The organism is Embleya sp. NPDC059237, assembly GCF_042754105.1.
Classification (GTDB): domain Bacteria; phylum Actinomycetota; class Actinomycetes; order Streptomycetales; family Streptomycetaceae; genus Embleya.
In genome coordinates this window covers 1-26,489 of record NZ_JBHZAE010000034.1, presented here as the reverse complement: position 1 = coordinate 26,489, position 26,489 = coordinate 1, and the positions used below count along the sequence as shown (strand labels likewise).

At 71.1% G+C, this 26,489-nt stretch carries 25 protein-coding genes; 13 read left to right on the top strand and 12 right to left on the bottom strand.

Annotated elements, in window-relative coordinates; all coding sequences use genetic code 11:
* Positions 1-190: 190 nt before the first annotated feature.
* The 3 genes from ACFXKZ_RS50510 to ACFXKZ_RS50500 form a co-directional block, all read right to left on the bottom strand.
* Positions 191-1,312 (bottom strand): methyltransferase domain-containing protein, encoded by a 1,122-nt coding sequence (locus ACFXKZ_RS50510; RefSeq protein ID WP_380014660.1) that lies wholly within the window; start codon positions 1,310-1,312, stop codon positions 191-193.
* Between the two features lie 466 nt (positions 1,313-1,778).
* Positions 1,779-2,984 carry a pentapeptide repeat-containing protein gene (locus ACFXKZ_RS50505; RefSeq protein ID WP_380014657.1) on the bottom strand — a complete coding sequence of 402 codons (1,206 nt, stop codon included), beginning with the start codon at positions 2,982-2,984 and terminating at the stop codon, positions 1,779-1,781.
* A 127-nt stretch (positions 2,985-3,111) separates the two neighbouring features.
* Complete coding sequence (locus ACFXKZ_RS50500; protein ID WP_380014654.1) at positions 3,112-3,321, bottom strand: helicase associated domain-containing protein; 210 nt, start codon at positions 3,319-3,321, stop codon at positions 3,112-3,114.
* Between the two features lie 399 nt (positions 3,322-3,720).
* Between ACFXKZ_RS50500 and ACFXKZ_RS50495 the strand changes: the two genes are divergently transcribed.
* A complete protein-coding gene (locus ACFXKZ_RS50495; RefSeq protein WP_380014651.1) occupies positions 3,721-3,999 on the top strand; it encodes a hypothetical protein in 279 nt (92 codons plus the stop codon).
* 64 nt (positions 4,000-4,063) lie between these two features.
* On the opposite strand, the gene ACFXKZ_RS50490 is transcribed toward ACFXKZ_RS50495, so the two are convergent.
* A complete protein-coding gene (locus ACFXKZ_RS50490; protein WP_380014648.1) occupies positions 4,064-5,368 on the bottom strand; it encodes a helix-turn-helix domain-containing protein in 1,305 nt (434 codons plus the stop codon).
* 207 nt (positions 5,369-5,575) lie between these two features.
* Between ACFXKZ_RS50490 and ACFXKZ_RS50485 the strand changes: the two genes are divergently transcribed.
* Genes ACFXKZ_RS50485 through ACFXKZ_RS50475 form a run of 3 tightly spaced genes read left to right on the top strand, consistent with a single transcriptional unit; the run spans position 5,576 to position 7,571 of the window.
* Positions 5,576-5,791: a hypothetical protein gene (locus tag ACFXKZ_RS50485; protein ID WP_380014645.1), complete on the top strand. Its 216-nt coding sequence runs from the start codon at positions 5,576-5,578 to the stop codon at positions 5,789-5,791.
* Positions 5,791-6,756 (top strand): hypothetical protein, encoded by a 966-nt coding sequence (locus ACFXKZ_RS50480; protein ID WP_380014642.1) that lies wholly within the window; start codon positions 5,791-5,793, stop codon positions 6,754-6,756. Before ACFXKZ_RS50485 ends, ACFXKZ_RS50480 begins: the two co-directional genes overlap by 1 nt.
* 2 nt (positions 6,757-6,758) lie before the next feature.
* Positions 6,759-7,571: a hypothetical protein gene (locus tag ACFXKZ_RS50475; protein ID WP_380014639.1), complete on the top strand. Its 813-nt coding sequence runs from the start codon at positions 6,759-6,761 to the stop codon at positions 7,569-7,571.
* A gap of 55 nt (positions 7,572-7,626) precedes the next feature.
* On the opposite strand, the gene ACFXKZ_RS50470 is transcribed toward ACFXKZ_RS50475, so the two are convergent.
* The gene (locus ACFXKZ_RS50470) at positions 7,627-9,345 is read right to left on the bottom strand and encodes a hypothetical protein (protein ID WP_380014636.1); all 1,719 of its coding nucleotides are present in this window, start codon (positions 9,343-9,345) and stop codon (positions 7,627-7,629) included.
* 385 nt (positions 9,346-9,730) lie between these two features.
* On the opposite strand from ACFXKZ_RS50470, the gene ACFXKZ_RS50465 reads away from it, so the two are divergent.
* The 4 genes from ACFXKZ_RS50465 (at position 9,731) to ACFXKZ_RS50450 (ending at position 13,326) form a co-directional block, all read left to right on the top strand.
* Positions 9,731-11,047: a tetratricopeptide repeat protein gene (locus ACFXKZ_RS50465; protein WP_380014633.1), complete on the top strand. Its 1,317-nt coding sequence runs from the start codon at positions 9,731-9,733 to the stop codon at positions 11,045-11,047.
* A 241-nt stretch (positions 11,048-11,288) separates the two neighbouring features.
* Positions 11,289-12,005 (top strand): hypothetical protein, encoded by a 717-nt coding sequence (locus tag ACFXKZ_RS50460; protein WP_380014630.1) that lies wholly within the window; start codon positions 11,289-11,291, stop codon positions 12,003-12,005.
* A gap of 38 nt (positions 12,006-12,043) precedes the next feature.
* A complete protein-coding gene (locus ACFXKZ_RS50455) occupies positions 12,044-12,166 on the top strand; it encodes a hypothetical protein (protein WP_380014627.1) in 123 nt (40 codons plus the stop codon).
* A complete protein-coding gene (locus ACFXKZ_RS50450) occupies positions 12,163-13,326 on the top strand; it encodes a methyltransferase domain-containing protein (protein WP_380014624.1) in 1,164 nt (387 codons plus the stop codon). Before ACFXKZ_RS50455 ends, ACFXKZ_RS50450 begins: the two co-directional genes overlap by 4 nt.
* Positions 13,327-13,524: 198 nt before the next feature.
* Here the strand turns inward: ACFXKZ_RS50450 and ACFXKZ_RS50445 are convergent, their stop codons facing one another.
* The 4 genes from ACFXKZ_RS50445 to ACFXKZ_RS50430 form a co-directional block, all read right to left on the bottom strand.
* Positions 13,525-13,848: a hypothetical protein gene (locus ACFXKZ_RS50445; protein ID WP_380014621.1), complete on the bottom strand. Its 324-nt coding sequence runs from the start codon at positions 13,846-13,848 to the stop codon at positions 13,525-13,527.
* Between the two features lie 384 nt (positions 13,849-14,232).
* The gene (locus ACFXKZ_RS50440; RefSeq protein ID WP_380014618.1) at positions 14,233-15,162 is read right to left on the bottom strand and encodes a hypothetical protein; all 930 of its coding nucleotides are present in this window, start codon (positions 15,160-15,162) and stop codon (positions 14,233-14,235) included.
* A 31-nt stretch (positions 15,163-15,193) separates the two neighbouring features.
* Positions 15,194-16,372 carry a hypothetical protein gene (locus tag ACFXKZ_RS50435; RefSeq protein WP_380014615.1) on the bottom strand — a complete coding sequence of 393 codons (1,179 nt, stop codon included), beginning with the start codon at positions 16,370-16,372 and terminating at the stop codon, positions 15,194-15,196.
* A 535-nt stretch (positions 16,373-16,907) separates the two neighbouring features.
* Entirely contained in the window at positions 16,908-20,189 is a 3,282-nt protein-coding gene (locus tag ACFXKZ_RS50430; protein ID WP_380014612.1) for a tetratricopeptide repeat protein, read from the bottom strand.
* Positions 20,190-20,377: 188 nt separating this feature from the next.
* Here ACFXKZ_RS50430 and ACFXKZ_RS50425 point away from each other — a divergent pair, with 188 nt between their 5' ends.
* A complete protein-coding gene (locus tag ACFXKZ_RS50425; protein ID WP_380014609.1) occupies positions 20,378-20,545 on the top strand; it encodes a hypothetical protein in 168 nt (55 codons plus the stop codon).
* Between the two features lie 1,145 nt (positions 20,546-21,690).
* Here the strand turns inward: ACFXKZ_RS50425 and ACFXKZ_RS50420 are convergent.
* Positions 21,691-22,128 carry a DUF5959 family protein gene (locus tag ACFXKZ_RS50420; protein WP_380014606.1) on the bottom strand — a complete coding sequence of 146 codons (438 nt, stop codon included), beginning with the start codon at positions 22,126-22,128 and terminating at the stop codon, positions 21,691-21,693.
* Positions 22,129-22,773: 645 nt separating this feature from the next.
* On the opposite strand from ACFXKZ_RS50420, the gene ACFXKZ_RS50415 reads away from it, so the two are divergent.
* A complete protein-coding gene (locus tag ACFXKZ_RS50415) occupies positions 22,774-22,989 on the top strand; it encodes a hypothetical protein (RefSeq protein WP_380014603.1) in 216 nt (71 codons plus the stop codon).
* Between the two features lie 87 nt (positions 22,990-23,076).
* On the opposite strand, the gene ACFXKZ_RS50410 is transcribed toward ACFXKZ_RS50415, so the two are convergent.
* Positions 23,077-23,262: a helicase associated domain-containing protein gene (locus tag ACFXKZ_RS50410; protein WP_380014600.1), complete on the bottom strand. Its 186-nt coding sequence runs from the start codon at positions 23,260-23,262 to the stop codon at positions 23,077-23,079.
* Between ACFXKZ_RS50410 and ACFXKZ_RS50405 the strand changes: the two genes are divergently transcribed.
* The 3 genes from ACFXKZ_RS50405 (at position 23,248) to ACFXKZ_RS50395 (ending at position 25,106) form a co-directional block, all read left to right on the top strand.
* On the top strand, positions 23,248-23,682 hold the full coding sequence (locus tag ACFXKZ_RS50405) for a hypothetical protein (RefSeq protein WP_380014597.1): 435 nt from the start codon (positions 23,248-23,250) through the stop codon (positions 23,680-23,682). The genes ACFXKZ_RS50410 and ACFXKZ_RS50405 overlap by 15 nt on opposite strands.
* A gap of 887 nt (positions 23,683-24,569) precedes the next feature.
* Positions 24,570-24,737 (top strand): hypothetical protein, encoded by a 168-nt coding sequence (locus ACFXKZ_RS50400; protein WP_380014594.1) that lies wholly within the window; start codon positions 24,570-24,572, stop codon positions 24,735-24,737.
* A gap of 57 nt (positions 24,738-24,794) precedes the next feature.
* Positions 24,795-25,106: a hypothetical protein gene (locus tag ACFXKZ_RS50395; RefSeq protein ID WP_380014591.1), complete on the top strand. Its 312-nt coding sequence runs from the start codon at positions 24,795-24,797 to the stop codon at positions 25,104-25,106.
* Positions 25,107-25,524: 418 nt separating this feature from the next.
* Here the strand turns inward: ACFXKZ_RS50395 and ACFXKZ_RS50390 are convergent, their stop codons facing one another.
* Entirely contained in the window at positions 25,525-25,944 is a 420-nt protein-coding gene (locus ACFXKZ_RS50390; protein WP_380014705.1) for a Helicase associated domain protein, read from the bottom strand.
* Between the last annotated feature and the right edge of the window lie 545 nt (positions 25,945-26,489).

The window sequence follows — 26,489 nt, the reverse complement described above, 5'->3', positions numbered from 1 at the left end:
GCCCGACGTCGCGAACACGAAGCGAACCGGTGACGAGAAATCCCCGATACCCCGTACGGACCACTCTTCCCCGAAGGCAAGGTCCGGTGGGCAGGTGCCGGTTACGCTCCGGACACCTGTGGGGTTCAGCCGAAGGGTGCGACGGCGCGGGCGATGGTGACGACCAGGATTCCGGGGCCGACTTGCGCGGTTACGTATTCGTGGGCCATCGGGGTCCGGTGTCCGGGTGGTGGGCCCACACGTATTGAGTGTCGGGCGTGACGGTCATGCCGTGGTCGTACAGCCCCGGGCCGCCCTGCGCGATCCACCGGTCCCAGGCCGCCTCGAGTTCGTCGCCCAGCCGCCGCGCTCCGCCCTGGTACAGCGTGGTTCCGATGCCCGACGAGGCGGAGTACACGGCCCAGGAGGTGTCGCCGTCGTGGATCCAGGCGTTGACGCCGTCGGCGTCGCGCGCGGCGTGCACGCGCACCTCGGGCAGCGCGACGCGCAGCGCGAACAGCAGGTGGGCGTCGTCGCACAGCGGCGCCAGGTCCCGGAACACGCCGCGTTCGTCCTCGGCCGGCGCGTCGCCGCGGACGTCGGTGAAGCGGGGTTCGGGCGGGGTGCCGCGGGCGGGCATGAACGTGGCGAGCCCCTGGACCCAGCCGGACGCGGACAGCCCGTCGTCGGCGACGGTCAATGCGACATGTCCCAGCCGTCCCCACGGGGTGACCAGGCGGCCTCCGGGGCGGGTGTGCGCGATCCACGCCCACGGCACCCGCTCGACCGCGTACGTCGAGATCACCCGATCCCACGCCGGCTGCGCCGGGAGACCGCCCGCCCCGTCCCCGACCTCGACCCGTACGTCCACCCCCGCCGCAGCGAGCGCCTTGCGGGCCGCCTCGGCCAGGTCGGGATCGACCTCGACACTGACGACGCCGCCGGCTCCGGCGCGGCGGGCGAGCAGAGCCGCGTTCCATCCGGTCCCGGTGCCCAACTCCAGGACCCGCTGCCCGGGTTCCAGGAGCAGGGAGTCGAGCATGTCCACCACCACCGCCTGGCACGACAGGCTCGACGTGGGCACCGCGTCGACGACCTGCGTCACCGCGGCGTAGTCCGGCCCGGCGTACACCAACGACACCCACGCGTCCTCGTCGACCGCCCGGTCCACCGGCACATACGCCGCGCCGTCCCAGCGCCACAGCCGATCGGGCGCGAACGCGTCCCGAGGCGTGGCCTCCACAGCGCTACGGATCCACGGCGCGCGCACGGGCCAGTCGCCACGCCGTTCCATCTCGTCCGCCAATCGCGACCGCGCCTCGACCACGTTCACGGAGGCCTACTCGTCCTTCTTGTGTCGGCCGTTCGACGGCGGGGGAGGGGGCACGCGCCCGTCGGAGTTGTCCGGCGGAGGATTGCCCTTCGACGGATCCGGCGGCGGCTTCTCGTGCTGGCCCATGAACGCCTCCTCGGTCACGCAGAGAAACCCCATGATGACGCAGCACCGCGTCCGGACGGAAGACGCACCGTACGGCGGGGTTCGGGACACCACCAACTCGACGATCGATTGACATCCGTACCCCACGGCTCCACACCGGTACGCGGCGACCGGGACCGCCGCCAGGCCACCCTCGCCCACCCCTTCCTGCGCCACGAGGCCGGCGGGGCGGGTTGTAGCTGCGTCCGAGGGGGCGGATGCGGGACGGAGGTGCGGTGGCGCCGTGGACACGTGCGGTGGTGTGGGCGAGGGCTTGTTCGAACCAGTCGTCGGTGAGTGCGTCGGATTCGTCGCACGCCGATCAGGGTCTGTTGACCACGGGGCCGTTCAGATGCATGTTTCGCAGGTTCGCGCCGGGCAGTTTCGCGCCGGCCAGGTCCGCGCCGCGGAGGTCCGCGCCGGTCAGGTCCACGCCGGCCAGGTCCACGTTGCGCAGGTCCGCGCCGCGGAGGTTCGCGCGGTTCAGGTTTGCGCCGGGCAGTTTCGCGTCGGTCAGGTTCGCGCCGCTCAGGTTCGCGCCGCTCAGGTCCGCGTCGGTCAGGTTCGCGCCGGGCAATTTCGCGTCGGTCAGGTTCGCACCGGCCAGGTTCACGGCGGGCAGGTTCGCGCCGGTCAGGTCCGCGCTGGTCAGGTGCGCGCCGGTCAGCTTCGCCTTGCGCAGTCGTGCGTTGGGCAGGCTCGCGCCGATCAGGTGCGCGCCGCACAGGTCCGCGCTGCGCAGGCACGCGCCGATCAGGTTCGCGTGGCTCAGGTCCGCGCGGCTCAGGTCCGCGCCGCTCAGGTCCGCGCCGGTCAGGTTGGCGCTGGTCAGGTCCGCGCCGCCCAGGTTCGCGTCGATCAGGTTCGCGTTGATCGCAACTGCGCCGCGCAGGTGCGCGTCGGTCAGGTTCGCGCAGAACAGGTTCGCATCGAACAGGTCCGCGTCGGTCAGGTCCGCTTTGCGCAGGTGGAGGCCGGAGAGGTTCACCCGTGAACCGGTGGCGGTGGCGGTGGGCCTAAGGAGTGCCAGGGTGGTCAACGCCGTCTGGACGTCGGGGTCCGGGTGGTCGGGCGGGTCGGTGACTCCGACGGCGGGGGCGCGGTCGCGGAGGAATGCGACGAGGATGCGCGCGATGTGGTCCGTCTGTTCCGGGGCGTCCTGGACGATCTGCTCCAGCGCGAAGACCCCGCCGGAGCGCACGTAGGGGTGATCGGACCCCAGGCGTTCCAGCGCGTTGGTGAATCGCTCGGTCACCTGACCACGACGATTGAGCCGGAAGTTCCGGGCCGTGTACAACAGCGCGAGGCCCGCGCCCAGGGCGGCCAATCCCTGGATCGCGGCCAACCGGAACTGTCCCTCGGCCTGCGCACGCGTCGCGTCGTCCAGCCGATCCCACCCCGGACGCGACATCGGCACCACCGCGTGCAGCACCATCGAACCCCACAACCCGACCACCACCGCGGCCACACCGACCCCGCCGGCCCACACCCACCGGCGCCCGACTCCACCCCATCCACGACGTGTCATAGCCACATGGAACAACCCGGCCGGACCGCCGGTACACAAAAACGGGGGATCGATCCGATTCCGAGGGGACTCCCCACACACGTGACAGCACCGGCCCCGAACCGCCCGCCGGCCGCCCCGGCCCGGTTCACGTCCAGCGCATGCCCGATGCGTCCATCTCGGCGACGCGTTCGGCTGAGAGCCTCGCCCGCCTGCTCCCGCTCGTCGTCACCCACACCCCCAACCTGACGTCCTCGGGCCACCCGTCGAACGCCACCACCGACTCCACATGGGCGCGCGGCACCTCCAAATGCCCCACCCGGGCCCGGTACGCCGCCGCCGCGCCGACCGCGATCAACCCAACCCACCGAGACGGCGTACCCGGCACCCGTCGATCTGCGAGCAACGTCCTTGCGAGGGTGGTCTCACCCTGTCTCCCTCGCGAGGCTCGCGGTTGCCGTCGGGAAGAACTCGGGGCGGTGTCGTTGCGATCCCCGTCGGGCAGGACGTCGAGGCCGAAGGTGTCGAAGGCCGGCCGCGCGAATCCGGCAGCGGCCCGCCCCGGTTCGCCGTTCGGGCGGCGCGCCGAAGCCGGGTGTCTCATCGCACCACACCCGCTGCTCCGTGCATCGGGGGTGACGGGTCGGTCGACCCGGGGTGTTGCTGCGCACCGCGATGGAGATCGGGAATGACCCGGGCCGGTCGTGGCGTTTGCGGATCGTAGGGCGAGGGAGTCCGACGAGGGGCTGGGGAACCGATGGCGAACGACTATGCGCGGGGCACGGTGGTGGACGCGGTCGTGGTCCGTCACCGCCCCTTCGGAATGATGGTCGAGATGCCGAACCGCGAGGTCGGGCTGCTGGAGCCGGAGTACGCGGAGCCGGTGTGGCGGGACACGGACGGCTGGTACCCGGACGGGACGCGCCTACGGGTTGTGGTCCTGGGCTACACCACGCCCGGCCCGGCGAGTCCCGTGCCCGCGCAACTGCGTCTGGCCTCCGCCCCGCACATCATCGATGCCATCGGGAACCCGTGAACGCGCCTCGGAGGAGGGTGTCGACGCACACGCGAGCGACCCCTACGAACGCGGGCCGATACCCTCAACGGATCCCGGTGGCGGTAAGAAGGTTGTCGACGCCGATGGCGTGGGGGTGTCGTTCGGCGAGTTCGGTGACGATATGGCGGATGGTGGGTCGGTCGCGGACTTCGCCGGGTGCTTCGTGGTGAGCGGCGGCGAGTGCCGTGGCGGTCTGTTCGGGTTTGCCGAGTTGCCACCAGGCGCGGGCGAGGTCGGTGTGCAGGCGTCCGCGCCGTTCGGGAGTGGGGAACTGCCCGGGGTGGAGGTCGCGTCCGGCGTGCAGGGCGGCGCCGGCGTCGCCGAGGGAGTACAGCACCCCGACCTCGTACAGCCCCACCGACGCCGGGGTCACGGTGAACACCGTCCGGGCCTGCGGCCCGTCCGGTACCCGCAGCACCGCCCGTTTCGCGTCGGCCATCAAGTCCAGAGCGTTCGCCCGGTCCCCGGCTCCGGCACAGGTGTAGGCGGCGGTGCACAGCATCTGCGCGTAGGCGGCGGCCTGTTCCGGGGTGCTCAACCCGGTGGCCTCCACGCCCCCGGCCGCTTCCAGCGTCACGCGCTGCGCGGTGGCCTCCTGCCCCTGGTGACGCAACACGACGGCGAGCATCCGCGCCGACGACGCGGCGGCGAGCGGCGAGCCGGACTGGTGGGCGTACACCGTCGCCCGGTCGGCCGCGGTCCGCGCCCGCTGATACCGGCCGATCTTGGAGAGGGTCTCGGTGGCGAGGTCGTAGCACGCGGCCAGACGCGTGAACGCCAGCGCGTCGCCCGTAGTGTCGGCGTAGGTGTGGCCGGCCGCGAGCAACTCCGGCAGGGCCGCGACCAGTCGGGCGTGATCGCCGCCGTCGTACCACCCGCGAGCCCGCGCCAACAGGGCGAGTACATGGTTGCCGCTGGTGGGGGAGGAGCGGGTGGGGATGGACGCGAGCGCCTGGTCGATCCCGCCGAGCATCGTGGCGGGGACGGCCGCGAGGGAGGCGGTCAGCAGGCGGCGTCGGCGCATCGGATCGTCCTCCTCGTCCCGCCGCGCGGCGGTCCGGCCCACCCTAGCCGGTAGCGGCGCGCTCACGCCCAGTGCCGCGCCCAGCACCCCGACGGGCATGTCCACCGCGGCGGCCAACCTGCGCAACACCGCCACGTCCCGACCCGAACGCGCGCCCGACTCCAGGCGTGAGACGGTCGAGGCGGAGTAGCCGACGATCGAACCCAGGTCGCGCTGCCGCCAGTTCCGCGCCAATCGCCCCAGACGCACCAGGCCCCCGACATCACCACGCGCGGCCAGGACGCTCACCCGCGGCGTATCCCACGGCGGACGGAGCTCGACCATCACGACCCCCTCGGGCGCGCAGACGATGTCCGCCCCCACCGTAGCCGGCGAATCACCCAGCGTCGACGCCATGTGCACAACACGCACACCGATTGCACACCCCGCACACCGCCTTCCCACCCCCGCCCCGACGCGATGTCCTGGAAACGCACGACGGTACGCACCACACACCCCAGGCGATCCGAACCCACGCGAAAGGACCTCCCCGTGACAACTCCGCTGCTCCTGACCCGCCGACTCCCGATACCCGCCCCGACCGGCCGTTCGCTGCCGTTGCCGGAGCACCGCTACGACCCGCTGGTCGGCGCGAACGTCGTCGCCGACGGCCGGCTGCTCGTGGCGGCGGCCGATCCGGCGACGGTGGCGAACTACACCAGCACCCAGGACCAGGGCGGCGTGCGCCGCAAGGACGACCCCAAGTAATGCCCCCTTGCGAAGCCCGCGTGATCGTCGTCGCGGCCGAGGACGACCTCACCGCCGACCTGGTCGTCAGCCGCCTCGGCCCCGACGCGTTCGTTCGCCTGGACCCCGGCCGCCTGCGCGAAACCGTCACCGCCGGCGGCCGGTTCACCGCCGGCACATGGACCACCACGATCGACGACGGCCGGCGGGCCGTGACCGTCGGCCCCACCACCTCGGTGTACTGGCGCAAACCCACCCGCCCCGACACCCACCCCACCCCCGACGAACGATGGCGCGCCGACGAGAACACCACCGCACTCCTGGGCCTGCTCCGCGCCCACCCCGTCCTGTGGATCAACGACCCGCTCGTGGTCGACGCGTCCGAGCACAAACCCACCCAGCTCGCCTCCGCCGCCCGCTGCGGCCTGCGCGTACCGGACACGCTGTTCACCTGCGACCCGCATCGGGCCCGCGCGTTCGTGACCGACCACGACGACAAGGTCGTGGTCAAGGCCCTGACCCAACGCCACACCACCCTGATCCCCACCACCCGCCTCCACGCGTCCGACGACTTCCCCGCCGTCACCGGCACACTGCACTACCTCCAGGCCCTCGTCGAGAACCGCCTGTTCGACGCCCGGGTCACAGTGGTCGGCGACCGCGTGTTCGCCGCGTCGATCACCACCGACGACGCCCTCGACTGGCGCACCGTCCCGGCCGCCGGCTGCCGCCACGCCCCGATCAACCCACCCGCCCCCATCGAACGCGCCTGCGTGGAACACGTGCGCGAACTCGGCCTGCGCTACGCCGCGCTGGACTTCGTCGTCACCGCCGACGGCTGGACCTACCTGGAGACCAACTGCGCGGGCGAGTTCGGCTGGATCGAAGCCCTCACCGGCCTGCCGATCTCCACCGCGATCGCCCGCCTTCTCACCCGCGCAACCCCCGACACCCGGCAATCCGCGGCCACACGCGCGAGGATGTGACGATGGACCCGCTGCTCGCCGCCGCCCTTCACGCCCTCGACGTCGCCGACGAGCCCCACCCCCTGACCGTGCACCACACCCACGCCTGGCGAGCCGGCCGCTGGAAGATCAAGACCACCACCGAACCGGCCACCGCCACCCGGCTGCTCCACGAGGTCCACGCCGTGCGGCTGCTCCACACTCAGGGCCTGCACGCGGCCGACGCCGGACACGGGCGAGTCGGGGACGGTGTGTGGACGGCGGTGGAGTTCCTGCCCGGCGAGGACCTGTGGCACTGGTGCGCCCAAGGCCGCGTCCCCGACCCCCCGCCCGACTTCGCCGCCCGCCTGCTTATCGTCGCCCGTCGCGCGTTCACGGCGCTGGAGCGCCTGAACGCGGCCGGGTGGCGGCACGGCGATCTCCAGCCGTGGAACGTTCTGGTCGGTCCGACCGACGAAGTGGCGTTCGTCGACCACGAATACGCCCACCACCCCGCCCTGCTGCCGTTGCCGCACCCCTATCGCGGCGGCATGGACCACGCCACCACCCCGGACGTCGCCCGCCGCCTGCTGACCACCACCCCCGACACCCACATCCGCCTCACCCCCGCGGACGAACGCCACGCCCTCGCCGCGACCCTGCGCTGGGCCTGGACCGGCACCACACCCCAGACGACCCGCGACGTGGGACCGCACGTCACCCTGACCGACCTCCTCGAGGACATCGCCACCGGCCGACACCGCGTTCCCCTGCCCCGGGAACGCCCGTGGCCGGCACCGGAATTCGAAGCCCTCCTCGAGGACGCGACCCAGCAGCATCCGGCACATCGCACGTGACACCACACCGCACCGGACCGGGCTTCGCAATTGACGGACCCGGGCGGTTGCCCGGTCAGTCTCGTTCGGGTACCGCGTCTTCTGCCTCCGCAGGCCACGGCCGCACGTACAACACGCCCGAGGTGGTGGGCAGGTCGGCGCCGGGCGGCAGGTGTGCCAGCAGCCGCCGCTGCAGTTCCTGTCCGGGGGCCAGGCGAAGACACAACCGTGCCGGGCCTCCCGACGCGATGGCCTCGCGCACCTCGTCGGGGTTCATCAGCCCCTCGACCACGCACGTCTCCGCGCAGGGTCCCAGGGGGAGTTGCCATCCCTCGAAGTCGTAAGCGAACGCCTGCCGGACCACCGCAACCTGGAAGCGCCCCGGCGCGGTCAATCGCTCCAGGGCCCCCGCGCCCGGGTGCAGGCCCTTGATCGTCAGGACGTCCCCGTTCCCCACCGTCACGGCTTCGCCGTCGAGCAGACGCAGGGCGTCCCGGACGTTGCGGACATCGAGACCGGTCATCCGCGCCGGGACGGGAAACGACGCCGCGGTGCGTTCCTGGACGGCGTGCAGGGTCTCCACGGCGCTCGCCCACACGCGGTAGTCGTCGTCCTGGAGGTCCTCGGCGAGCACGACGTCGAGAAAGCGGGTGCGCCCGTCGACAGGCATGCCCAGGCGCAGCGTGTCTCCGGCGCGGGCCGCGGCGAGCAGCCGCAGCATCGGCAGGGCCGCTCCCGGCAGCATCGCCGCCTCCCGTTGGGTCACGTCGAGCGTCCACCCGCGTTCGTCCACCCGCAGCCGCGTCGACCACAGCCCGGTGAGGTCCTCGCCGTGGTACGTCGCGCCCAGTCGGCCCTGTGCGCGCTCGTCGAAGCGCACCGGCACCGAACGCACGGGAATACCCGATCCACCCAGCAGACTCAACGTCGCACACAACGCCGGGCGCAAAGGAACCCGATGCGCCGACAACGTCAGCCGATCAGGCCGGTCCATGGTCTGGGACAACCCCAACTCGGCCGGTGCCCGCACACGCCACCGACGCAAGTGCTCCCCGCCCAACCGCACGTCCCCGCCATACGTCAGCGCCTCCTCCAAATCCCGCCGCGCCGCGTCGCCCACCGCTCCGCGTTCGAACACCACCTCCCCCGACAAGACGATCGGCGGCACCTCGACCGCCCCGCCATCGCGCTTCGCCGACACCGTGGTCACCGTCGCCGACCCGGTCCGCGAGACGGACACGTCGTAGTGGACGGATATCTCACGCGCGCGGCGCTCCAGCGCCTCGTATCGCTCCACCAGATCCGGGATACCGCGATGCATCACGGCATGCTCCGCGTTGAGTTCGGCCAATCGCTCCGCCAGATAGCCGTCCGGCTCCTGGACACTGCGCACCAGATCGGTATGTTTCGACAGCTTCTCGTCCAAGCGGTCGCGGTGCCACATCTTGCGGACGAAGGGGAAGTCCTTGCGCAGGCCGTCGAACCACTCCCACTCGCCGTTCGTGGGCAGAACGGGCACGAGTAGATCCCATGCGTCTGGTTGGTGCTGCGCGGCCGTGATCAGTGAATCCTTGACCTGGCGACGGCGGTCCTTGTCCAACCGGCCCGTGAACGACTTCAGTTCGTAGATGATCAGCCGGTTGTCCTCGTCGTATTCGACGAGGTCTTTCCCCCGGTCTCCCCCGGACCCCTCGATCGACCGCGCTCGGGGCCGCAGTCGCAGGACCAGCATCGACACGAGCGCCCGATACTTCTTCTCGTTGTCACTCAGAGCACGCCACGGCACCGTCACCATGCCGCCCACCGTAGAGCGATCCGGGACGCCCTCCGACGACGAGCGACAAAGCCGCGAGTGCCGGCCATGGTCGGCGTCGTGACGACGGACAAAACGCCGCCGCTCCGCGGGCTTGGTACGGACACGATCCCTGCATGCCGACGCGCGACGCCGCGCTGGAGATCCTGGGAAAAGGGGTCAAGCTCATCGACGCCTTCGCTCGGTGACATCCGTGGAACGAGGTCGACACGCGCGGGGAACTCGTGCGTGACAAGGCCTACGACAGCGACCCGCGTCGCCGAATGCTGCGCGGACGCGGGGTCCTGCGGGTCGTGTCCATCGGTCCGATGGGAAGTCGTCGGTGGTGTCGGTCGGGTGTCGGGGGCGGGGGCTATGGTGCCCGGTCGTGGACGCCAGCGATCTCGACTTCCGGACCCGGACGCGGTCCGGCTGCATCCCGCCGGAGTTGGCCTCGCGGCTGCTCGAACGAGGCCGTGCCGACGTGGTGGAGGCGCAGGCCGGGCGCGGCCAGTGGTTCTGCGCGTTGGCGTGGGCAAAGACGCTGGGTGATCGGGGCCGGGAGGGCGATGCGTGGGAGGTTCTGGCCCCGTATGTGGCAACGGGCTGGTGGACGGCCGTTGTTGGCGCGGCCGGGTTGCTGGAGGGCTGGGGCCGCGTCGACGAGGCTATCGACATCACCCGAAAGCGCATGGAGGCCGGGCACCCCCGAGCCTTGGATGCCTATATGAGGCTGCTCGCCCGGCACGGCCGCGCCGGGGAGGCGTTCGACCTGCTTGTGCCGCATGTCGACGACTGGGTGATCGCCACCGCCCTGGTCGACGTCGCCCATGTCGCGGGCCGCGACGAGGAGGCCGCCGCGCTGCTCGCCGGCCTGATGCGGGCCGACCACCGCTGCGTCGGGCCGTGGTGCTGCCGCGGCCTCGACCCCGACACGGCGCTGAGCCTGCTCGCGACGATCCGCGAACGCCAGGGCCGCATCGACGAGGCCGTCGCCCTGCTCCGCCGCCGGCAGATCGTCTCGGTCAACGGCCGGGACCGACTCGCCGACCTGTTGGCCCGACACGGCCGGGTCGAGGAACTACGCGCCTACGCCGCGCGCGACGGACACGGGGAGGCAGTACGGCAGTTGGCGGAACTGCTGGAGAAGGGCGGCGACGTGGACGGGGCGATCGCCGTGTACGGGCCGGCCGACGGCCCTGCGGCCCGGGACCCGAATTTGGCCTACGATCTCGCGCAGCTTTTGACCCGGCACGGACGGGGAGAGGAGGCGATCGCCGTGATGCGCGCCGGGGCCGACGCCCACCCCGGCGACGACTGGATTCTCCACGCCTTGTCCGAGTTGTGCCTGGGCCAGGGTCGCCCCGCCGAGGGCCTGGCCCACCTCGATGCCCTCCGGGTCCGGCGTGGGGGCGAGGAGGAGTGGGAGTTGTATCGCGTACGGCTGCCGCTGATCGCCGCCTGCGGCGGCGTCGACGAGGCGGTCGAACGCGCCCGCGCCCACCCCGAGGGCGAGACCTGGTACGCGGCGGAGGACATCGCGCGCCTGTTCGCCGGTGTTGGGCGCACCGAGGAGGCCGTCGCCGTCCTCCAGGGGCACGACCGCAGGATCGGCCACGACCTCGCCCACCACCTCGTCGACCTCGGCCGCGTCGAGGAGGCCCTGGACGTCCTGTTGCACACGAGCCCCCGCCACCGCTCGTGACGACGACGTACCCGTGGACCGACGAATAGCCCTGACCGAGGGCCCGTGATGACGGGCCGTCATTCCGGGGGTGGGCGATCGACGTCGAAGCGCACCGCGTCGGTCCCGTCCCCTCGTGTGGTGCTCCTCGGGTTCCCCGCCGAGCTTTTGCGTGCGGTTTCGTGTTCGTTTTCGCACGCCTTCGGGTCGGTCGTCGGTCGGGAGCCTGGTGCACCTACTCAGCCGAGATGCCATGGGCCGGATGAACGAACCTGATCGCGGCGGGGTACTGCGCCTTCGCGAACTCACCGGCCGCGGCATCCTCCTCGAACACCTGCCGACCGGCGGCCTGTTGGAACTGCGCGAGACCTCGCCCGGCTCGACACGCTCCGCCCGCCAGGAGTGGGACCACGAGGTGTTCGTGTCGGACCACTCCGCCATGCGTCATCGCTGTCCCGTGTGGGAGGAAGCGGCCGTGACCCCCGTCGAGGAACGTTCCGCAGACCACTGGCGTCCGACCGCCTGCACCGCGTTGCGCAGCGCGCTGATGGCCCGCGCCGGACTGTGGTGGAACGCCTTCGGATCGCGTGCGCGTCTCGTGCCGCCCCGCCGCAGCAACACCACCCGATGCCTGCGCTGGGACCGCGGCCACGACGGCGAACGCATGGGAACGATCCTCACCACCGGCGCGGTCGCGATCGACGGGGCGGTGCACCTGGCCGGGCGCGACGAGTCGGACGTGAGCGTGTTGCGGCTTGGGGAGGCGGCCGTCGAACTCGGCGGCCCTTCCGGCGCGACCCCGCCCCGGCGGCATGAACCTCGGGCGAGGACACACCTGCGATTCCCGGCGGCGTGTGAGGAATGTTCCCGCGAAGCATGCGGTGAGGAATTACGTATCGGGTCGGTGAAGTCCTGCCGGCTTCCGCGCGCCGACTGCGGCCGAACGCTTCCCTGCCCGCCCGACCGTACGTCATCATGAAACTCCGCACCGTGACGTGACGGGAAAGGGGGCGGGACGTGGGTCAGCACAACAAGCCGGATCCGGATCCGTCGAAGGGCAAGCCACCGCCCGGGAACAAGGACGGTCAGGTCCCGGAGGAGCCGGAGCCGGACGGCCAACACCGGAAGCCCAAGCCGTGACGAACCCCGCCCCCGACCTCGACGGGTTCCGCGGCCGCGCCATGGAGGCGATGGACGCCCGTCGGGCGTGGCCCGGGCACGCGCCGTGGGTGCGCGACGCCGTCGAGGCGCTCCCACGGCACGTGTTCGCGCCGAAACGGCTGTGGGACTGGGACGGCCACGCCTACGTCCCCGTCGACCGCGACGCCGACCCGGACGCCTGGGCGCGGCTGGTGTACGCGGGCCCGTACGACGCGGCGATCACCGAGGTCACCGCGGGCCGCCCGTCGTCGAGTCTGTCGTGCACGTCGGTGGTGGCGGGCATGCTCGACGTCCTCGACGTCGAACCCGGCCACCGCGTCCTGGAGTTGGGCACGGGCACCGGCTGGAATGCCGCCCTGCTCGCGCACAGGGTCGGCCCGACCGGCCACGTCACCACCGTGGAGGCCGCCCCCGACCTCGCCGCGAACGCCCGCGCCACCCTGGCCGGGGCCGGCTTCGGCGACACCACCACCGTCGTCCTCGGCGACGGCGCCCTCGGCCACCCGGACACCGCCCCCCACGACCGCGTGATCGTCACCTACGCCGTCGACCACGTCCCCTGGACATGGATCGAACAACTGCGCCCGGGCGGGGATCTGGTGTTCCCGTGGGGCCGGTTGGGGCATTTCGCCGTGACCGTCGCCGCCGACGGCCGCTCGGCGACGGGGTGGCTGCAGGGCCTGGCCCAGTTCATGCCGGCCCGAGACACCGCCCCCGTCCCGGAGTTCGACGAGATCCGCGCCGGCCGCCCTGCGGAGGACGAGCGCCTGCTCGCCCGCGACGTGGCGCCGCTGCACACCGATCGGGACTTGCTGTGGGCGTTGCGCGTCGCGCTGCCCGACGTCGTGTACACCACCGACACCGACGAGGACGGCGTCAACGCGTGGATCCACGACGGCGCCCGATCGTGGGCGGTACTCACCACGTTGCCCGACGGCCCGATCCGCGCCGGGCAGGGCGGCCCTCGGCGCCTGGTGGACGAGATCGAGACGGCGTGGGACGCGTGGGAGCGCGACGGCCGGATCCGCCGCTGGGACCACGGCGTCACGATCACCGCCGAGGAACAGTTCGTTTGGGCGGGTGATGCCGCGACCGGCCGCCGATGGGCGATTCCCGCTCCGGTGCCGATTACCGGCTGATCGAGACCACCAGGAACCGCACCGCCTGTCGTCGGGAAGGTCCCCGTGGTGGAAGGCGACGCCGTGGCGGGTGCAGTGGACCAGAGGAATGGTGTGCCTGATGTCATCGGGTCGAGCCGGAGCGGTGCGTGTGGCGACGGACTTGCCCGAGAAACCCCCGAGAATGCGGCTCCTGATCCGGCGCGCGATGGAGAACGGTCATATGCCCGCTGCGGCGGCGAGTTGCGTGATGTCGACGGAGGCGATCAAAGGGCTGGGTTTCCATCCGAGTGCTTCCTGGATGAAGCCGCCCTTGGTGGTGCGTTCGTCGTTCCATTGGCCGTCGGCGACCGGGAGCCTGAGCCAGTTGACGCGTTCCCGGGTCCGGGCGTGCGTAGGCCAGGTGAAGAAGGACAGGAAGTCCTCGCGGATGGGGCTGACGGGAGTGGTCTCGAAGGGAGCCGCTTCGAAAGTTCCCTCCCCCCGCCGTCGACGAACCAGCTGATCGCCAGGGTGTCGTTCTTCGCGTAACGGCGGCGCCATTCGCGGAAGAGTGTGAGGGCATCGATTTCGGCGGGGTCGTATTCGTCGGACATCGCTGACCAGTCCACTTCCCAGACGAGACGTAGGGAGCTGGTTCGGACGGTGGCCTGATGGCGCAGGTTGCGATACGTCCACTGTGTATCGAGGGCGTAGGCGGTGACGGCGGGCATGTCGTGAGCTCCATTCTCAGGGGGCGGGGTCGCAGAAATCGTCTCGATGGTCCGACGCCGACGCCGACGCCGACGCGGGTGTTGGGCGGCACTTGCCGTTGGCCTCACGTATGACATGGTCGATGGACCGTTGCATTCGATCCGCTTCTTTCCACGCACAGTTCCTCCACTGCGGATCGGAGGGCCAGCTGTGCGTCCGAGGTCTGCTCCCCGCTCAGAAGCGATCTCTTCGCTTGCCGTTCTGGAACTGCTCCCGAGTGATGTGACCCTCTCGGAAAGCCGTCTCCCACATCGCCTCAACGTGGTCCTCGTTGGGATCTTCCGCCCGGAAGCCCGTTTCCCATTCGTACGGATCCTCGTAAGGCTCCGGTTCCGACCACGGATCGGACGCGTACGGTGTGCCATGGTTCGAGGGTTCGGGCTTGTCTTGTTCTCCCTGTCCCGTCCCCGGCACCGTCGTCGTTCTTTGGCACCCGTGGTGCAGGGAGTCGAAGAACGCCGCGCTGGTGGTGGCCGGATCGTCGACCGTCGGGCCGATGATGTGCTCGCGCAGGAGGCGACGCGCGGCGACGACGGTGGCGAGGACTGCCGAACGATCACCGATGAGCGGCATTAGATCGTCGAACATTCGCAACAGGTTGGATGCGTCTGTCGCCAGCAGCGCATCCTCGCTGCGGGTGCCGTCGTGCTGTGCGTTGCCCTCCAGTACGTCGACCAGCGCCTCCAGGTATCGCCGGAAGTCGGCTCCTTCCCAGGCACCCTGATTCTCGACGAACCAGGTGAGGGCCTTCGCCTCGTCGTCGGCGGGAGGGAGGTCACCCCAGGGATCGTCATCGATCGGTCCGCGCTGGGTGGGCAGCGCCGCCGGCGGAGGCAGCGCCTCGGCGACGGCGACGGCACTGGTGGTGTAGGGGTCGCTGTCCAAAACCGTCAGGAAGACCGTGCGGGTCAGCGCGGCCGCCTCCGGCCGCCACGAGGCCGGCTTGACGCGGTGCTCGGGGTCGGCGACGGCCTTTTGGACGTCGGACTCGAAACGGTTGACGGCGTGCACGGTCATGTTCGCGATCGGCGCGTGTTGGTGGGCCTGGGCGGCCACGGCGCCTTTCTGGACCGCGATCCACGCCAGCATCAGCAGCCCGGCCAAGGGGCGGACGGAGGCTCCGCGGGTGGCGGCGTCACGCAGACGGATCCGGTGGTTCTCGGGTACGCCCGGAAGGTTGTGTCGGGCCAGCTCGGAGGCGAAGTATCGCAGGACCTCGTCGGTGATCACCTCGACGACCAGTAGCCACGAGCTCCCCTTGGCGGGGCGCGATCATCCCGGCCGGTTCCAGACGCGCGACCAGATGCGCGTCCAAGCGGGCGGCTGCGGCGCCCAGGCCAGCCCCATAGGGGCTGTAGTGCGTCGCGGAGGCCGCGCGATATCGGTTCAGCAGCTCCGGCGGCTTCACGGCGTGGTGAAGCCCTTCCGCCTCGCGCAGGCCTTGGTCGAATGACGTCGGCTCCCACACGAATGTGTCGAGTGACGTTTGCGGATGGATACGCAGAAGACCCCCGCGAACCGTCGACGCCACCGCCTCCGACTGCCCGTCCCCGCTTGCCGAGAGCGGGGTGGACCATTCACACAGGGGAGCGATGACCTCGGACCCCGGCGCGTACCGGAGCATCGCCAAGGCGACGGCCTCGGTCCGCACGTCGACCTCGGGGATGTCGTCCTCGGTCAGTTCGACGCGGTAGGCGTCACTGATGCGGGCGCTCCGCGCCGACTCCCATGCCTGCCTGAAGCCCGCCTCAATCTCTCGCACCGCAGCGGCGCGGGTGGCCTCGATACGACGTGCCTGTCGCTTGGGCTCCGCGAATCGGGCCAACTGAACCTGGGTGGACTCGTCACACCCCGCGCAGGACTCCTCGGCTCCGTTCGCCAGTCGATAGACCCGGTCGAACGCAGCTCGTGAGGACAGGACCAGAGGCCCATCACATCGCGCGCAGGCCATTCCCGGCACGGTGAGCGTCGCCGACGTCAAAGCGATCGAACGCGCGTCGGTGGCAATGCTGTTGACTGCCTCACTCCATAGGGTCGATTCACCGTGGCCGTACGCGTTCCACTGCCAATACCGGCAGGCAACCTCGATGTTCTCCGCCGATGCGCCAACGATGGGCGTGAGGACGGGCTCATCGATCGCCGCCTCGACCGCAGACTGGACAGGCGGGGCGATCGTCGCCGGTGCCGGGGGTTCATCCCCCCGAGGAGGCGGTTCTTCCGAGGGCTGCGATGAGCTGCCTCGTTGTTCACGATGGACGCGCTCGCGGCGAGCCTGCTTGTCCCGCGCTCTGGTGTTCTTGCGTTTCCGAGCCATTCAACCCTGCCTTCGCGAGCTCCGGCCCCGAATCTCGCACGCGCGCGTTCCCTCCCGCAGGCATTTCTCCAATCACGACCGACCCCGCGGCCGTACCGCCGCAGACCGGTCGACCATGCCAACTCGCCCCGGCGGCCGGTGAAGCCCGCCAGCGCGTAGCGGGCCTGCAGGAACCGCGCCGGCTACGCCCGCGTCTGCCCAACCGTCGGCGCCGCCCGCACCACCGGGAACGCGTCCACCCGGTACAGTGCCCGCTCCCTGTTGCGTTGAGAACTCGCGGGTGTGTTGCACATACCTTCTCCGTCTGAAGGCCCGGATCGTGTGTGCTGGTCACCGCGTTTCGGGCGGGATTGCGGGGGAGGGGGCGGCGGTCTACCGCCCGTGTGTGTGGCCGGGTGGTGGGGCGGCGGCGTGATCGAGGCGGATCGCGTCGAGGCTGGTGCTGGTGATGCGTTCGGTGTCGTCGTCGATCGCGGTGGTGGCGGCCCGGCGTACGAGGTGGGTGAGGCTGTCGATCCGGCTCTCGCCCGCACCGTCATGTGTCGTTGGGTGGTGGGTCGTCGGCGTCGAGGCCGTATCGCAGCCAAGCTCGCCACCGTCGGCCCCGCGCGTGGTCTCCCGCGTTCTCGGCCAGCCGGGCGAGGGGCATGGTGTTTCCGGCGTCGGCGGCCTCAAGGGCGGCACGTTCGGCCCCGATGTGATCGCCCGCCCTGCTGCGTAGTTCGGCCACCTCGCCCAGAGCGTGGGCGGGTTCGGCGCTGACGGCCGCGCGGTACAGGCGTTCGGCTCCGTCGAGGTCTCCGGTTCTCTCCCGCAACCGGGCCAGTATGGGCAGCGCCGGAGCGTATCCGGCGTCGAGGGCTTCACGGTAGAGGCGTTCGGCGTTGTCGAGGTCGCCCGTCTGTTCACGCAGCCTCGCCTGCAACGGCAGTGCCGGGGTGTATCCGGCGTCGACGGCTCGCCGGAACAGCCGCTCGGCGCCGGCGGCGTCCCGCTTGTCCATACGCGCCTGGGCCAATCGCGCGAGAATGTAGAGGTCTCCCGTCTCGTCGGCGATTTCGCGGGCGACGCGTTCGGCTGCGTCGTGGTCTCCGGCCCGTTCGAGGGAGAGCGCCAACGATGTCGACGCGCGAGCGCTTCCGGCGTCGGCGGCTCGGCGGTACATGCGTCGGGCCGCGCCGTGTTGTCCGGCTTCGTCGCGTGCGTCGGCCAACCGCATCAGGGCGTGTGGGTCTCCGGCGTCGACGGCCTCCCTGCACAGGCGTTCGGCTCCGTCGTGGTCCCCCGCATGTTCTCGCAACTCGGCAAGCCGCTTCAGCGGGTAGGTGTTTCCGGTGCCGGCGGCTCGGCGGGCCGCACGTTCGGCGCCGGCGTCGTCACCCGCCCGGATCCGCCGCCAGGTCATCCGAGTCAGAGCGTGGCGGGATCCGGCGTCCGCGGCCCGGTTGTACCAGAGTTCGCCCTCGTCGTGGTCTCCCGCGTTCTCGGCCGCCTCGGCCAGCCACGCAAGGGCGTCTGCGCTCCCGGCGTCGGCGGCCTCGCGGAACAGGCGTTCGGCGTCGGCATGGTCTCCCGCCCGCTCCCGCATCCCGGCAAGACGGGCCAGGACATCGGGCCTTCCGGCGACGGCGGCCTTTCGGGCCAAACGTTCGGCGCCGCCGCCGTCCCCGACCTGGTGGCGCAACTCGACCAGCCGCCTCGGTGCGCCGGGCACGCCGGCGTCTGCGGCCTCACGGTAGAGGCGTTCGGCGTCGTCTTGCCGTCCGGATCTCTCATGCATCCAAGCCGACCGCATCAACGCGTCGGTACTCCCGGCGTCGGCGGCGTGGCGATAAAGGCGTTCGGCGTCGGCACGCCGTCCCGCCCGTGCGCGCCAGTCGGCCAGCAGGGCCAGCGCGTCGGAATCACCCGCTTCGGTCGCCTTGCGGGCAAGGAATGCGGTGTCATGGTGTCCCGTGCGCACCAGCAGTTCGACCAGCCGAGCCAGCGCATCGTCGTTTCCGGCGTCGACGGCCATGCGGTAGGCGCGCTCGGCCCCGGTGTCGTCTCCCGCGTGCTCCCTCAGATCGCCCAGTCGCGTGAACGCGCGTGTGTTCCCGGCGTCGACGGCCGCGCGGCACACCCGTTCCGCGGCGTCGTGATCTCCCGCCTGCTCCCGCAACTCGGCCAACCACAACAAGGAAATGGCATTGCCAGCGCCACGAGCAGCGCCGTCGCTCCCGCCGTGTGCCCCCGTCCCGTTCCGCGAGCCAGCCGAAGCGGCGGGAGTGCGTGGCGCGCCGAGGTCCGAAGCCCTTGCGTAGAGGCGTTCGGCGTGCCGCAGCCGCAGCCGGTCTTTGGCGGCGTGGGCGAGGTTGAAGGTGTCGTCGGTGGTGTGTGCGTGGTCGTGGGCGGCGGTCCAGAAGGAGGTGCTGGGGCAGTGGGCGGCGCGTGTGTGGCGTGCGTGTTGTTCGAGGTAGTCGGCGAGGCGATAGGTGGGCCCGTCGCCCGTGGCCGGATTGCGGCTGCGTCGTCGTGGACGGATGCGGGTCAGGGGTGCGACCGCCCCGTGGACTCGTTCTGTGGTGTAGGCGAGGGCTTGTTCGAACCAGTCGTCGGCCAGGGCGTCGGACTCGTCGTCGGTGAGGTACGCGTCGGCGGCGTCCTCGAGGAACGCCTGGCGTAGGACGGGGCCGTGGCCGAGGCGGCGGGCGTCCATGGCGGCTTCGAGTACCGCCCGTGCGTGGGCCGGGGCGAGGTCGAGGCGTTTGAGCAGTGCGAGGGCGCCCGCCAGGAATTGGGCCACGCGCCTGTCGGTCCCACTGGCGAGGGCGTGTGCCAACCGCGGGTCCTCGCTCGCTGTGGCGCGCAGGGTTTCCAGGTCGGTGCCGGTGAACGTCTCGGGTACTCGCACATTGGTACTGCCGGTGAGCAGCGCCCGTGCCTGCGCGTGCGGATCCGGCGCCCCGGCCGCAGGTGTGGTGGTCAGGGAGTTCCAGTACGGGTCGGGCCACAGCGTCGCCAGGACGAGCACCGGAGCGCGGGCACGATCACGTAGGAGTTCGCGCAACTCCGCCGCGACGCGCTCGCCGACCCCGGCCGGTTCCAGGTAGAACTGGGCCTCGTTGAGCCACACGACCGTCCGCGGCCCCACCGCGGACAACTCGGCCAGGACGGCTTCGGGGCGTCCGGGGGCGATGGGGTGCCACAACCGCCACCCGTCCGGCACGCCTTGGAGGGCTTCCCAGCAGGCGCGGGTCTTGCCGGTGGAGGACCCGGCAACCAACGTGATCATCGTGCTCTCCCCGCCCGCCGCGCGTTCCACCGCCGCGCGCAGCACCCGGTCGTGGGCGCGGAGTACGTACACCGGCAGTACCGGCAGCCCCGCTCGCGCGTGTTCGGGTCCCTCGATCGCGCGATGCACCTCCAACGCGAACGGATCTGTGAACTCCCGGACCGGCCTGCCCACGAAACTCCCGCCCTCGGTCGCAGGTTCGGCGGTGCGCGTCGCGTGGGGTCGTCCGGCGGGGCGGCGTTCACGCTCGGCTTCGCTGCGCAGGCGTTCCCATGCCGCGACGGGCATCGGGACGTGGGTGCGGTCCAGGCGAGTCGCCTCGTGCCCGAGCCAGGTCACCAGGAACGCGAACCGGCGCGGATCGGCGGGCACACCGCGCCCGTTGAGCCAGTCGCTGAGCACACCGGGGTTCAACTCCACCGCCGGTCGTTGCCCGGCGCCCTGACGGACAACTTTCGCGTATGTGGGTGATCCTGCCTGTTCCCACAACTCCCTCAGCGAATAAGCCAGTTCCGCCGCCTTGCCGCCCGCACCTCCCGCCACGATCCCGACCCTCTCGACCCGTCCGGTCCGGATCCGGACCGGACCCCCACCGGAAAACCCGCGCCCCCGGACCCAGCAGCCTAAAGACACACGACCGGCCCGGGAGCGATCGCCGGAAAATCCTCCGCCGGCGCCTGATGAGGCGAGACGAACCCGCCCGGGGTTCGCGCCCACTCGGGGAGATCACCATGAACGACGACCAGGCCACCACCCCCACCCACACTCCCACCCGTACGGTCCGTGGTCGTTTGGCCCGTGCCGGCCGAGTCCTCGTCACGAGCGCCGCCCGGGGCCTGGCCACCGGCACCGGCACCGCCGCCGGCACATGGGCCGTGTGGTGGATCACCCACCGATGAATCCCCGCAACGCCGCCGATCTGGCGGCGCCGGGGTTCGAGCAATCCGCCCGCCGACCGCCCCGCTGATCGCCGATCGCGGGCGGACGCCGGTGTCGTGCCGATCGGCGCCCGCCCACCGACCGAGTCGGCCTCGGGGGATGGGCCGATGCAGCAACTCGAGGTAGTCCTTGCCGGTCAGTGGCACCGGCACGTACCCGCAGGTCGCGACCAGCGCGGCCCACATCCGGTTTGGCGTCGACGCGACCCTCGGCATCACCGGATGCCGCAGTCCTTCGTGGGGACGCTGGTGCCGGTGCACGAGCTCATTCGTCGAGCGGGTCCTGCAACCGGGCGACGCTGAAGCACGCCTCGCGTTCGACATCCGTGCCGCGCCGGCCGGCGTCGGAGCCGGTGTACCCGGGAAGGTGTCGGCGGAACAGGGTGTTGATCGACCCCGCCGCCGTCGGGCCCGTCGGCCCGGCCGCACTCCACCTCGCGGATGTGCCGTTGCCACGCCAACGCCCTCTCCCGCGCCGCGGCCGGGGCGGTCTCGAACAGCCCCCACCGCGGCACCGCCCGCGACCCGACCTCCGCGCCCAGGACCGCGAAGTCCGGATGGGCGAACAGGTGCCCGGCCAACACCACTCGTCCACCACATCGTCACCTCCGCTCCCGTCGACCAGGCGGAAGCATTGTCCGGCCAGCGCGACGACTTGCCACCGCGCTTCGCGGAGCCCCACATGTGCCCCACCGCGACCACCGGCCGTCCATCCAGCCGTGCCCCGCTCACCCCGCCTCCCCACACGCGGTGGCGCCCTCGGCGCGCGCCACCGAGTACGCACCAGGACGCGTTCGTGCAACGGCTCGTCCGGGGACGCGGACAGGTGCGTGTGCCACGGGGCGCGAAGTCTCGGGGGACTTCGATCGGGTCGCCGACCGCTTCGACGTCCTCGAGCAGCGGCCGCGCCTGTGTGAACGCCTTGGGCACCGGGAACATCGGGTCGGGTTGCCCAACTGGGGTGGCGGTTGTCGGTCGGCGGGCGGGTGGGTTCGCCGTCGGCATCGGATCCGGCGGCTTCGGTCGCCGTTGTGTCCAGCCGACCTGCGCGCGCGTCCGGGCCGTCACCGCCGCGGCTTTCGACGCCCGCTGTCGGTGGGCGCGTCCTACACGCCCCAGGCCCCGCGGACGGCGCGCAGACGCTCTCGTGCGTGTTCGATCCACGAACCGTCCACGGAGCGGAGGTCGAGCGGGATGCGTACGCGGACACCGGATTGCGTCGGGTCGCCGACCTCGACGTGGACGGGATCGTCACCGATGACGGTCAGCCAGGGCTGACGGCCCGAGTTCGACCAGTACACGGACACCGCAGGGCCGTACTCGTCACGCTCGCCTTCCTGGAGAAGATCCAGACATTCGGCCCAGTCGTCGAAATCCTCGCTACACACGAAGAGCCTTGCGCGCACGTGCGCAAAACTGCTCTCGACCGCCAGTTCCGCCTCGAAGTCGCCATGCGCGGACGGCGGCTCTCCGGTCAGGCGGACGGTCACGCTGCCCGATCGGTCTTCCAGACGGATGAGTTCACGTGCCGCAATCGTATTCATGACGTCCCTGATCGACTTCGCGATGAGTGCGTCACTCTTGCCGAGGCCACCGACACACGGTCCCTCGCGCGAGCCTGTGCCGCACCATGAACGCCCCGGCCCGCGTGAACCGCGTATCGGAGTGCATCGCCGGAAAGCCGAGCGAACGGGCGCCACGAGCGGGGAATCAAGGGTTGCCTCGAGCGGGCCGCGAAGCAGCGGGCCGTGCTCGCGGCGACGACCGCGTCGGCCCGATCGCGACCGTGCGCGCCCGACCGGCACCGGCCACCTCCTCACGCCCACCCGTCCGACGTACGCGCAGTTCGTCGACACTCTCGTGCACGGTCGGCGGGCATGCGGGGCGAGGGCGATCCAGGAGTGACTCCGCCTGGTCGACACGTTGTCGCCCCCCGTTCGTGCCCGCCGGCCGTCCGCCCGCCGCGTCATGGCGGACCGCCGATCCCGACAGCCCCGAACTCTTGTCGACGGGACCGACGGGCAGGCGGGTCCTCGCCACACAAGGAAGGACCGCCGGTGTCGAGTCCTTCGGACCCCCGGAACCGATTGCCCGACCGGGGACGTGCATCCGATGGCGTACGCGAACCCCGGATCGTCGCCTCGCCAGCGCTCGACGCCGCCGCGCCATCCGCCGTGCCGCGGCCTGCCGTGCTCGCGCAACCGCATCCGGACGACGTGTCGCAGGCGTTCATCGACCGCGTCACCGCTATCGCCTACGCGGACCAACACGCGGCCCACGGCAACTTCCGCAACTGGGCCCGACTGACCGCCCACACCCACACCGCCCTCGAACGCACCGGCCGCACCCACGTCGACCAGGACGTGCTCCGCTGGACCTTCAGCCGCCTCAGCTCCGGCAACTAGACCCGGCCGCCACCTCCACCAACCCCCTCGATCTGACTTCGAATCTCACATCCACCGAACCCGAACACCCGCCCCGATACCGCCCCTTCACCAGCGCATGCCGAGTTCGGTGAGGAGCCGCACCCGTCCCTCGCCGAGCGAACTCCGCCGGGTGCGTTGGTTGTTGACCCATTTGCCGAGCCGCACCTCGATACCCTCGCCACCCTCGCCCGCGCCACCCTCGGACCCGGCCGCGGTCTCCGTCACCACGGTCTCGACATGCGCACGGGGCACTTCGAGGTGTCCTTCGCGTTGGCGGTAGGCGACGGCCGCGGCGAACGCCGTCTCCCACGCGCCCCGCCCGCGCCTCGGTGCCCGAGCCCCGCCAACATCGCCGCCCACCGACGCACCGCCCGCCACCACGCCGTTCCCGACGCCACCGCCCCCCTCACCACCACTGTCGCCCGCGGCCACCGCCACGCCGTCCTCGACGCCGCCGCCTCGCGCCGCGTCACCTTCACCCGCCGCCGCGCCGCCATCGTCCGCCGCTGCGCCGTGTTCGGGTCGGATGCCGAGTTCGTCGAGCTGTTCGATCTGTCCGGGCCTGAGCCTGGCCCACACGGCCGGCCGGGCCTGCCGCTGCGCCCAGGTGCCGATGTCCTGTCCGCCGGCGACGTGCCCGGGCGCCAGTTCGTCGAGACTGCCGCCACGTGATGATCTGCGGTGGGGTGTTGGTGAGGTTCGGCAGGGTTGTGTCAGTGGGGTGGGGTTGGTGTTTCGTGTGGTGGGCGGGGCGGGAGCTGGGTGGTTCGTCGACGGTGGGCGCCGATTTTCTGCTGACGTTTTTGACGGATCGTCGGGTCGGTTGAATGCAGATCGGTATAACCGGTGGTGTTGGTCCAGGTCACAGGCCGGGTTTCGTGTCCGTGGTGTGAGTTCTCGGGTTTCTTCGTGGGCCCGGGCTGTCCGGTTCCGAGCCGGGAGGCTGTGGCGTGGGCACCCGCGGTGGCGTGGTTCGGCAGGAAATGCCGGGTGTATCGCGGGAATCCCCATGGATTCTGTGGTGTCCGAGCAGAGGACCGTGCCGTGCGCCGTGGTGCGACGGCGCGGCGTGGTGTCGCGGGGGCATCCACACGGGTCGGCCCCGGCACCGCCGGAGCCGACCCGACGAGGCGCCTCACGCCGGGGACGATATTCGAAACCGGCCGACATCGGCCCGAACGACCGCGGCGCCGGCCAGGCGCCGCGTGATCGAGCCCGGACACGCCCGGGGCGTCGATCGGACACCGATCGACGCCCCGAACCCCACACGAACCCCACTCCGGATCTACTCGCCTCACGTTGCGCATGCCGAGCGCTCTGGTCGCCGACCTGGCGGGTCTGGGCCTGACCGGCGAGCAGCCGTGCGTTGCGCACCGCCAGGTGGTTGCGGCCGCCGCCGCGGTGCGTGCCCTGGCCGGCCTGCGGGCGCTCGCCCGCCTGGTCCCGCCCGGCGACACCGACCGGCCGAGGCCCCGCCCGTCCCGCCTACCGTCCTCGACGAGCCGTGCCCGGCGCCGGCGGCCGAGGTCGCCCCGGCACCGGTCGAGGACCCGCCACCGATGCCCGACCCGACGCCGGCCCCGGGGCCGAAGGCGAAGCCGGCCGCGCGGAAGTCCGCGTCGCTCACGTTCCGGGCCATCCTGGTCCAGACCGGCTCGGAGTCCTACCGGCTGTGGGCCATCGAAGCCGAACACGTCGCCGAAGCAGCCCGGAACGAGCTCCGATGAAGACTGACGGGAGGCCCGATGCGACACTGATCACGACTCGACGACAGGGGAGCGGTCATGAGTGGTGATCAGGTTGTCTGGCTCGTGCTGGCGGTCGTGTCGACCGGGTTCGTGGGAACGTTCGCCGTCGCGCTGGGGCGCGGCTGGGTACCTCGGTCGAACCCCCGGATCAACGCTCGGCGGACGATCGCCGGGCTACTGATCGCCGAGGTGGGGATGCTCGTCAGCAGTATCCCGCTGATTGCCGGAGCATCAGACGACACGACCGTTCGGTACGTCAACGTCGGCTTCGGCATCGCGGTGTTCGCCGGTGTGGTGTCGATCGCGGGTGGTTTTTGGGACAAGTTCCGTTCGCAGAGCCGCGCCTGACACTCCGTCGGCGAACACGGCCCGGTACCCCCGGGCGGCGCATCGTGCCGGAGACCCCGGCTCGGACACGCTGCACGAGAGGAGCGGCTTCGCTTGGCGGGCGGGGCACATCCGCCCGCCGGTGAGGCGACGTGTGCTCGGCAAGGACCGGACGGTGCGCGGCACGCCCGGCCGATGCCCTGCTACGCGTGCTCCTGGACGGCGTCCGGGCAAGGATCGGGCCGTGCGCCGCGGCGGTGCGGTTCGGTGTTCCGGGACCTCGACACCGGCCGACGCCGGCCCGAACGACCGTCGGACCGGCCCCGGCGCAGCGTGATCGGGCTCGGACATGTCCGGGGCGCCGACCGGTCACCGGTCGGCGCTTCGGACCCCGCACACCCGACCCCACGCGAACCTCACCCCGGATCTCACTTCCGGTTCATGTCCAGCGCATGCCCAAGGCGTCCAGTTCGGCGATGCGTTCGGCGGAGAGCTTGGCCCGCCGCGACCTGGTGGTGGTCACCCACACCCCGAGCCGGACGTCCTCCGGCCACCCGTCGGCGGCCACCACCGACTCCACGTGGGCGCGCGGTACCTCCAGGTGCCCCACCCGGGTCCGGTAGGCCGCCGCCGCGGCCACCGCGATTGCCCACGCCTGCTCGCGCGTGCGCTTGGGCCGTGGCCCGTCCGGCACCGCCGCCGCCTCGGTCTCGGCCGCCGCGTCGACCGTCGCGGGCGGGGTGAGTCCGAGCGCGCGCAGTTGTTCGCGTTGCGCTGTGTTCAGTCCGTCCCATCCGGACCGTTGTCGGGCGACCCACCGTCCGATCGACGTCCCGCGGTGGACGACGTTCAGGCCCACGTCGTCCAACCGCGCCCCATCGCCGCCTCGTTCGGCCTGTTTGGTGAGGTAGTCGGTGGCGTGGGTGAGGTGGCGTTGCCAGGCGACCGGCCAGTGCGGCGGGTGCCACGGCTCGCCGTCGACCAGGGCGTCCAGTGCCGCGCTGCGTTCGGCTGCTCCGTCCCAGCTGCTTTGAAAGTTTTTGTCGATTGATCATGTGTTGACCAGTGGATTTGCAGGATCCGGGACATTGGATCTTGACTGCGCGGCCTGGGTTTTGCTGTCTTTTTCGGCTTTGTCTGCCTGTGGCCTGTGGTTTTGCAGGATTTGGGACGGATGTTCAGTTCCGTTGGGAAAACCTGTAAAGGGGGGGTGAGGTTGCCTTTCGGTGGCCGTTCGTGTCGTTTCTGATCGGTGTCCTTCCAAGTGTCGGCGTACTCGTCAATGTGCCCAACCAAGTACACGTGAACGGGCTCTGTCGCTGATCTTGTGACGTTGGAGCCGTTCGATCGTTTCTGGTGGGTGTGCTGTTCTGGGGGATGGCAGCGGATTCTGCCTCATTTGAC